We start from the raw sequence: 6,030 nt of genomic DNA, 5'->3' as shown, positions 1-6,030 counted from the left end.
GCACTGTGGACAGGAGGGGGTGGGCGTAAGATGATTGATCGAATTATCAGAAGGTTGCCTTAGAAACGCGTGATTTGAATCTCAACCAGTGATCATGAATGGTGAAAAATGCGGGTAATGGTTACAGGTGCCACAGGGTTTGTGGGGCGCGCATTGGTCGAAAGTCTCGGTAACGAAAGTGGTGCGTTCGAGGTGGTTGCGGCTGTCAGGTCAAGGGCGAGTAGTTACGCCCATTGCGCTGATGTTGTGCAGGTTGGCGGCGTCGATGGCTCAACTGAATGGCAGGTGGCTCTCACGGGTGTGGAGGTAGTGGTCCATCTTGCTGCGCGGGCTCATGTGCTGGACGACAACTCTGCTGATCCGCTGAGCGAATTCAGGCGAGTAAACACGGACGGTACGTTGAACTTGGCGCGTCAGGCGGCATTGGCAGGTGTAAAGCGCTTTATCTTCATCAGTACCATTGGTGTGAATGGTGCGCAGAGCTTTGGCGAGCCCTTCACTGAGCGAAGCGCTGTAGCCCCCCATTCGCCTTATGCGCAGTCGAAGTATGAGGCTGAGTGTGGGCTGCTGGAGATTGCTAATAATTGCACTATGGAGGTCGTGATCATCCGGCCGCCCATGATTTTCGGGGTGCAGGCGCCTGGCAACTTTGCTCGGTTGTTGAAGTTGGTATCCTGTGGCGTGCCGCTGCCTTTTGCGCGGGTAAATAATTCGAGAAGTTTATTATCGCTCGAGAATATGGTTGGTTTTGTCAAAACGGTTGTCACTTGGCCGGGGGCGGCCAGTGGGGTGTATTTGGTATGTGATGGCGATGATCTCTCGGTGGGGGAGATGGTGCATGCCTTGGCCCGTGGCATGGCACGCCGCAGCGTTCAATTTCCATTCCCGAAAATAATCATTCGGTGGCTGGCCGGCAGGCTGGGAAGAGAAAATATGTATGTTCAATTGTTCGGATCGCTTCGGATAGACGCTGCCAAGGCGCGTGAGGCACTGGGGTGGCGGCCTTTGAAGACCTCTCGGCAAGCACTCGAGGACGCAGGTCAGAAATTCAAAAGTGGCTGATCGCTGTGGATCGCACGCTTGCCCGTCAGTCAAAGACTGTCGGGTGGGCGGGCATCGTGGTTCGCCCCGGCACGTCGGGAGCCGCGCAATATCAGCGCTCGGGGTGATTTTCTGATAATCTCTTGCGGTTCGATAGGGGGTGAGCGTCCTGAGTGTCCAGGCATATTTCAGGGCAGTAGTTGCTTTCACTCTCTACCGCTGAGAGCGATGGTCACTTGTAAGTAGGATATTGAGTACTGGTATGTTGAAGCGCTTGCTGGACCTCATGATGGCTATGGTTCTTGTGGTGTTTTTTGTGGTGCCTTTCTTGTTGGTTGCGGTCGCAGTGCGATTGACGTCCAAAGGAAGCGTGCTCTATTGGTCTGACCGTGTTGGGCGGGATAATGTCATTTTTCGCATGCCGAAATTCCGATCGATGCGTACCGAGACGCCCTCGGTGGCGACACATCTGTTAGAAGACCCCTTGAGTCATCTTACACCGATCGGTGGTTTTCTTCGAAAAACAAGCCTGGACGAACTTCCGCAGCTGTGGAGCATTTTTCGGGGCGATATGAGCTTTGTTGGGCCGCGTCCGGCGCTTTATAATCAGTACGATCTTATCCGCTTGAGGACTGAAGTCGGTGTTCATGTGTTAAGGCCGGGGCTCACGGGGTGGGCACAGGTCAATGGGCGCGATGAGTTGCCGATACCAGAAAAAGTAAAGTTTGATGCAGAGTACAAGCGTCGACAGTCACTGATGTTTGATATGAAGATAATGTTTATTACGGCCTGCAAGGTAATAAAGCGAGATGGCGTCGTTCATTGAGGCGTGCGCTGCTTCCTGGAGGGATTTTAAGTGGGTAGGAGGGAGTAATGGACGCTCGTAGCAGGTTGCTTAAACTGTCCAGGTCAAAAAAACGAATCATCCAGGTGTTCGTGGATGTCATATTGGTCTGGGCCACGCTTTGGCTGGCCTTTGTTGTCAGGCTGGGCGTGGACGAGTTTGTCAATCCGGTGACTCAGCATGTCTGGTTGTTCATTGCTGCGCCGCTGATTGCTATTCCGTTGTTCATTCGCTTTGGCCTGTACCGGGCAGTGATGCGGTATTTTGGTAACGACGCACTAATTACCATTGTCAAAGCCGTCAGTTTGTCTTCGCTGATACTGGCGCTTCTCGTGTATTGGTACAGCAATCACCAGAATATCGTGCCTCGCTCGATTGTCTTCAACTATTGGTGGCTCAGCCTGATTGCCATTGGTGGCGTCAGACTAGGCATGCGTCATTATTTCACGGGGGACTGGTTCAACGGGGCGAGCTACCGGCCATTCTCCGGGCGAGAGGACGATCTGTTGAAAGTTGCGGTGTACGGTGCGGGGGCGGCCGGCAATCAGTTGGTGGCTGCGCTTCGAATGGGGCGTCTGATGCGCCCTGTTGCCTTCATTGATGACGACAGGGATATTGCCGGTCGAGAGATATCCGGTCTTCGTGTGTACCGTTCCCAGGATATACAAGATGCCATCAATGAAACGAATGCCAAAGAGATACTCTTGGCAATCCCGTCGGCGAATCGTGGCCGTCGCCGGGAAATTCTGAACTACCTGGAACGCTTCCCGATACATGTCCGTAGTGTGCCTTCTGTGCTCGATCTTGCCAGTGGCAGGGTACAGGTCGACGATATTCAGGAGGTGGACGTAGCCGATCTTTTGGGGCGGGACGTAGTGCCTGCTCAATCAGAACTGCTTGAGCGCTGTATCAAAGGGAAGACGGTACTTATTACGGGCGCCGGTGGTTCCATTGGTTCGGAACTGTGTCGGCAGGCATTGGCGCTGCAGCCGGTGACGTTGATTCTGTATGAGGTAAGCGAGTTCAACCTCTATAGTGTTTTTTCTGAGCTCGAGCAGCAAGTGCTGCGTGGATCACTGACGACCACAGTGATTCCCATGTTGGGCTCTACCAATAATGTAGCCCGGCTACAAAGCATTATGCGTCGTTGGCGGGTAGATACCGTCTACCATGCGGCTGCTTACAAGCACGTCCCTATTGTCGAGCATAATATCTACGAGGGGGTGACGAACAATGTCTTCGGCACGCTTGCCACCCTTCGAGCGGCTATTGAGTGCCAGGTCCCCAATTTTGTTTTGGTATCGACCGACAAGGCGGTACGCCCAACCAACATCATGGGCTGCACAAAACGCCTGGCCGAACTGATACTGCAAGGCGCAGGTGCTGAAGACGCACTGGTGTTCCCCGGTGAACAGGCACTTGTCACGAACCGGACGCGTGTCACGATGGTCAGGTTTGGCAATGTCTTGGGGTCCTCCGGGTCGGTGATCCCGCTGTTCCATAAACAGATCAAGGCGGGCGGACCGCTTACCGTTACACACCCGAAGGTCACTCGCTATTTCATGACTATTCCCGAAGCCGCACAGTTGGTCATTCAGGCCGGCTCGATGGGGGAGGGAGGGGATGTCTTCGTTCTGGATATGGGAGAGCCGGTCAGGATTGTTGACCTTGCCCAGAAGATGATTCATTTGTCGGGTCTGAGCGTGCGCTCAATGGATCAGAAGCATGGTGATATTGAGATCAGGTTTTCCGGTTTGCGACCTGGGGAAAAGCTCTATGAGGAGCTGTTGATCGGGGACAATGTCACGGTCACGCGACACCCGATGATTATGCGTGCGAGTGAAGACTTTATCTCCTGGGCTGACCTCAAGTTGCGCCTGGTGGAGCTTCAGGATGTGCTGCAGCAGGAGGACTTTTCCAAGGTTCGCCAGATTCTGAAAGAACTGGTAGTTGGCTACAGCCCCAGCGAAGATATTGTTGATTACCTCTATAACGCAAACCCTGATCGGGCGATGTAGGAGAGGCCGCTACTCTCCGCGTCTCTACAAGAGGCGGCGCTTTGAACGGTGGGGCTGCTCGTCACGGCCCCACTGTCAAAACGGATAGGCGGGTGCCGACAAGCTACCGGGTCATTGCAATGCTCAGTTGCTGCTGCTCGAGGTCAGCTACAAACTTTCTGGCTTCGATCAGGTCGTTCGCGGTGTCCACCTCGGCCAAATCCAGGTGCATCGAAGGCAGTGGAAGGTGTTCTTCTAGCCTCTCGTACACATAGCCGTTTGCATCGGTAAGCAAATCTGACGGGCCGCTGACTACGTTCGCCCACTCGAATGGGCCCTTCACTGTGCGCGTGAAAGCCTCCACGATTGTGCCATCGGATGTCTGTTGGCAGTCGGCGAACACAGCATTTTCACTCTTCGAGTCAGTCAGCCCCACCAGAATTTCGTGTTTGTGCGACGCTGCAATGAATTGACTCAGCGAGGTTGGCGAAATAATCAGGTCACCGTCGATATAGATGATCTTTCCGTTGGTGTGCTTGGCGCCTTTGTCAAAGCTGAAAGCAGTGTTGGTAGTTCTGTATTCCTTGTTTCGAACTAGTATGACATCGCGATGGTGCTGCGCGCAGTACTCAATTACCATATCTTCCCGATACCCTACGACCACCTTCATGATGTCCACTTGTGGTCGAAGCTGTTCGATCAGTCGCGTAAGGATGGTTTTGCCGTCGATCTCGATCATGCATTTTGGCATGCCGAGCCCGATCCGCGTGCCCATGCCTGCTGCCGCAATTACAGCGCACGTAACATTTTGCATAGTGCTTCCCCCTCGTGAATGATATGGCTGGCGACTTTTTTTGCGGCCTGCGCGGGAGGGTGAACACCGCCATAGGCAATGGAGATGTCCGCGAGTGCAAGCATGGGGGCGTCGTTGGCACCATCTCCGATGGCAATGATGCGCTCATATCCTTCTTTGCGTAACGCCATGATCACGTCCGCCTTGTTCAAAACCTTTTCCACGCGGATCCTGTTGTTTTCATAGAGCCCTTTTGATGAAAATGCGTGACAGCTACACCGTTCAAGTAGGGGGGCGATCCACAAATCTAGATTGCCGGTAACAATAAAGGAATTTTCTTTATTCTGCTGGATGAATGAAAGGAGAGATTTGTCCAGGGGGACTTCCGAGACAATGCTTGCAATACGTGAAGGGTGAACCTGCCCTAGGATTAGGCAGCGGAGCCGAAATGAATCCTCGAAGGGAATCAGTCCGTCCATAGTTATCCGGGTAAGTGTTGAAATTTCATCGGCTACGCCGAGTTCGGAAGCGATGCAAGGTAAGATTTCCAGGCTTGAGACAGTGCCATCCAGGTCGAAGCAAAATGCCGTCTTCATGGGCTACGCTTTCTCCCACAGGAACCATTTCTGCTTGGTCTCAACACGATTGTTGAGCGTGTTATCCGAATAGACGTCACCTTCAGAAACCTGCCGAAAACCGTGCTTCTGTAGCGTGGGTTGCATCAGTTGTCGCAGTTCGCCTTCTGTGCGATAGATTGCGCTGTATTGCTGATTCATCTCATCGGAAAAGTGTTCAAGCAGTGTCAGGCGTTCAGAGACAGCGATCGGTTCACGGAACAGTATCTTGGTTGCCGTGCTAGCTACTGAGAGGTAGCCATTCATGGCTTTTGTGATCTCGTCGTCATTTAAATAGATAAAGACGCCAAATGACAGGATGTGACTGAACGGAAGGTCCATGTCTTCGGCGTTTGGGGTGATCGTATCGACTGCGCAGACATGGAAGCGAGCGTTTGACGCTGCGATGAAGCGCTGTTTCGCTATGGCTACCAACCCGGGGCTGACGTCCACCCCAACATAGCTGGAACAGAGAGGAATCACCACTTCTGCCCAGCGACCGGTGCCGCAACCTGCGTCTAGAACTCGACTGTTGTCTGTCAGGTTAAGTTTGGGGAGCAGAAGCGCTTTCTCGGCATGATCGCGACGCTCTGCCAGGTCGAGGCTTTTATCCTGATAGATGACTGCGCGTGTGGGGCCAAGATCTGCAGCTTTCTTGGCGCGTTGCTCGAAAAAATCCAGCACAGACTGTTTGTCAAGTTTGGGCTTTTCATCGCCGGGCTTTGTGTAAATGCGTGTCAT

The 6,030-nt window shown here is 53.2% G+C and carries 6 protein-coding genes; 3 read left to right on the top strand and 3 right to left on the bottom strand.

The window, feature by feature from the left end; all coding sequences use genetic code 11:
• Positions 1 to 108: 108 nt before the first annotated feature.
• From IX761_RS22860 to IX761_RS22850, 3 genes are all read left to right on the top strand, one after another.
• Positions 109 to 1,062: an NAD-dependent epimerase/dehydratase family protein gene (locus IX761_RS22860; RefSeq protein ID WP_194791775.1), complete on the top strand. Its 954-nt coding sequence runs from the start codon at positions 109 to 111 to the stop codon at positions 1,060 to 1,062.
• Between the two features lie 241 nt (positions 1,063 to 1,303).
• Entirely contained in the window at positions 1,304 to 1,867 is a 564-nt protein-coding gene (locus IX761_RS22855) for a sugar transferase (protein WP_228533873.1), read from the top strand.
• A 47-nt stretch (positions 1,868 to 1,914) separates the two neighbouring features.
• Positions 1,915 to 3,903: a polysaccharide biosynthesis protein gene (locus IX761_RS22850; protein WP_194791774.1), complete on the top strand. Its 1,989-nt coding sequence runs from the start codon at positions 1,915 to 1,917 to the stop codon at positions 3,901 to 3,903.
• A gap of 103 nt (positions 3,904 to 4,006) precedes the next feature.
• Here the strand turns inward: IX761_RS22850 and IX761_RS22845 are convergent, their stop codons facing one another.
• From IX761_RS22845 to IX761_RS22835, 3 genes are read right to left on the bottom strand one after another with little or no spacing between them, the layout of a single operon-like run.
• Positions 4,007 to 4,621 carry a DUF6564 domain-containing protein gene (locus tag IX761_RS22845; protein ID WP_267241141.1) on the bottom strand — a complete coding sequence of 205 codons (615 nt, stop codon included), beginning with the start codon at positions 4,619 to 4,621 and terminating at the stop codon, positions 4,007 to 4,009.
• 50 nt (positions 4,622 to 4,671) lie between these two features.
• Complete coding sequence (locus IX761_RS22840) at positions 4,672 to 5,271, bottom strand: HAD-IB family phosphatase (protein WP_194791772.1); 600 nt, start codon at positions 5,269 to 5,271, stop codon at positions 4,672 to 4,674.
• A gap of 3 nt (positions 5,272 to 5,274) precedes the next feature.
• The gene (locus IX761_RS22835) at positions 5,275 to 6,030 is read right to left on the bottom strand and encodes a class I SAM-dependent methyltransferase (RefSeq protein ID WP_194791771.1); all 756 of its coding nucleotides are present in this window, start codon (positions 6,028 to 6,030) and stop codon (positions 5,275 to 5,277) included.

It is taken from the genome of Pseudomonas sp. UFMG81 (assembly GCF_015354575.1).
Lineage (GTDB): Bacteria > Pseudomonadota > Gammaproteobacteria > Pseudomonadales > Pseudomonadaceae > Aquipseudomonas.
The sequence above is the reverse complement of the archived record's forward strand: the minus strand, read 5'-3'. Positions and strand labels throughout refer to the sequence as shown.